This window comes from Arthrobacter sp. CAL618, assembly GCF_000468215.1.
Lineage (GTDB): Bacteria > Actinomycetota > Actinomycetes > Actinomycetales > Micrococcaceae > Arthrobacter_D.
This window is the reverse complement of the sequence record NZ_ASZW01000090.1, coordinates 1-2,434: the sequence shown is the minus strand read 5'-3', so window position 1 is coordinate 2,434 and position 2,434 is coordinate 1. Positions and strand designations below refer to the sequence as shown.

The 2,434-nt window shown below is 69.4% G+C and carries 1 protein-coding gene and 1 pseudogene; both read right to left on the bottom strand.

Annotated features, from left to right (window positions below; all coding sequences use genetic code 11):
* On the bottom strand, window positions 1-1,528 hold a 1,528-nt coding region (locus K728_RS0105475), incomplete at its 3' end, for a GTPase family protein (protein WP_443110929.1).
* Window positions 1,525-2,434, bottom strand: a pseudogene (locus K728_RS21190) (ABC transporter); the annotation flags it as partial. The pseudogene K728_RS21190 and the gene K728_RS0105475, both read right to left, overlap by 4 nt.

Genomic DNA, 2,434 nt, shown 5'->3' with positions numbered 1-2,434 from the left:
GCCGCCGTCGTGCGCGGCGTCCCCGCGAACCAGCCGACACCTTGGCTGCAACAGCAGAGAGCAACGACACCGCGATTCCCAGTACCGCTCCCCCGATCGCCAGCAGCGTGGGCAGCGGGAAGCCCTCAACCATCGGCGTCTCGATTGCTGGGAGCTGCAGGAAGCCCAGTGCGGCGAGCACGCCAAGCCATCCCAGCCCGGCGACAGCCGCAGCGAACAGCAGCCATTGCAGCAGGCCGATCACCGGCCACCACCAGGACCGTGTGCCCCAGCGAAGGTCGGTTTGCGCGATGGCCTGGTCCAGTCCGTCGGCGAGTGATTCGTTCGCCCCCTGGGCTGCACCGCGGATCTGCTCGCGCCAGGGTCCGCTGACCGATTGGGCTGCAGCGTCGGCGTACTCCCGCAGTGCCCCGTCCATGGCGGCACGTTGCGCCGGTCCCGGGGTGGGCAGTGAGGTGCGATTGACTGCTGCGTTGACATCCGACCGGCGCAGGTTCAGGCGACGCAGCGGGTCGGGCCTAAGCTTGCCCAGCCAGCGGGTGACCGGCCACCCCGTCGCGGCGTGGGCGTCCCGCCGGTAGGAACCAACGACCGCATCAACCACCGTCTCGGTGCCGACGGCTCCAGCCAGCCGCTCCACCAGCCGTGACCGTGCCGCTTTGGGCGGCAGGGCGGCGTCGGTCGGTCCAGCGTGCCCGGCCAGCTGCGTGGCAGCCGCCGTGACATCCGCCGTGAGCCGCGCAGTGGCAGCCTGCCGACGTTTTACCGTCTGCCCAATCTCCGTCACGAGCTGGTCCAGTCCGGCGCCGGTGGCAGCCGAGACCGGGTGCACTGCCACAGAGGGGAGTCCCTCGTCGGCCAGGATGCCGCGCAGCGAAGCCGTCACCTGGTCCACGTCATCCCCGATCAGACGATCGGTCTGGTTCAGCGCCACCATGGTGACGGCGCCGTGGGTGGACATGCGTCGGAGGAAGCCGTGGTGCAGGGCGGCGTCGGCGTATTTCTGTGGGTCGACCACCCAGAGCAGGACGTCGACCTGCCCGGCCAGACGCTCCACCACCTCGCGGTGGCTTGCAGCGGTGGAGTCGAAATCTGGGAGGTCCAGCAGGATCAACCCGTCGCCGTCGTCGGCGGAGGTTCGCCCTCCGAAGGCCAGCCGCGAGTGATCGGGCAGTTCGTGCCGCTGGGCCACCTGCAGCCAGTCCAGGAGCGGGCCGCTGCCCTCGGATTTCCAGAGCACGGCGAGGGGTTCGGAGGTGGTGGGTCTGCGTGCGGCTACCCGCGCGACCTCGGTCCCGGTCAGCGCGTTCAGCAGTGAGGACTTGCCACTGCCGGTGGGGCCAAAAATGCCGACGACGGTGTGGGCGGCGGACAAGGAGCGGCGGGTGCTGGCGCGGTCCAGCACCTCGTAGGCGGCCTTCAGGTCCTGCTCGGGGAGGCGCCCCGCGGCCAGCTCCCGTGCGGTATCCAGAGCTTCAAGCTGGTTCTGGACTGCTGACTCGGCCAGCTTGCCCTTGTGCCGGCTCACTGGCCGTGTCCTTCATCCGCGTGGCCTTCGTCGTCGTTCCCACGGTCAGGGGCATCGTCGCTGTTCAGGTCAGGCTTATCCGAACCGCGTGAGTCAAGGTCACGGGCATAGGCCCGCAGGGTGTCGGCCGGGAGCTGCCGGGCTGCCGGCTCCAGCAGTGTGAGGTAGCGCTGCTGCTCGGTGAGAAGGAGCGACTCACACCGGCGCTGCAGGTTGTCGCGGGCAGATTTCGCCAGCCGTCGGACAGCGTCCTCGCCGAAGACTGCTTCGAGGAGTTTCTGCCCGACGACGGCGGAGCCACCTGCCACCCCGATCTCCAGTCCGCTCAACCCTGCGGTGGAGGCGAACACCACCACCATGAGAGCGACTGCTACGCCGTTCACGCCGAAGGACAGCATCCGGGCAGTGAATCGCTTGTTCGCGCCCTCGGAACTGACCAGGTCCAGCAGGTCCTTCTGCCAGGCGCGGATCTCCCGCGCCACGGTGGCCGGGAAGTCGTCGCCGCGTGGCGGTAGCCCGGTGAGCAGTTCCCGGCCGGCGTCGCCGTCCCGCCAGGAATGTTCAGTCTTCTGTGCTGCCTGCGCCGCCTGTTCCACGATGACAGCGTGGAGCCCGGTCTCGATGGCCGTCTCCACGGTCACCGCCCGCGTGGGCCGACCGGTGAGGAACGAGCCCATGGCGTCGCGCACCCGGCCGACCCGCGATTCAAGGCCCCGCATGAACTCCCCCGTGCCGACAAAGTCCTGCCAGCGCGCCAACACCTCACCGCGGAGCAGTGTCCCGTCCTGGGTGGATTCGAGGATCCCCTGGAGTGCGTCGTCGTACGCGCGGGTCGCCGCATCCCGCAGCCGGAGATATTCGGTGTGCTGCTCGTCCTGAGCGTCGGCTGCGTCGTGGACCCGGCCC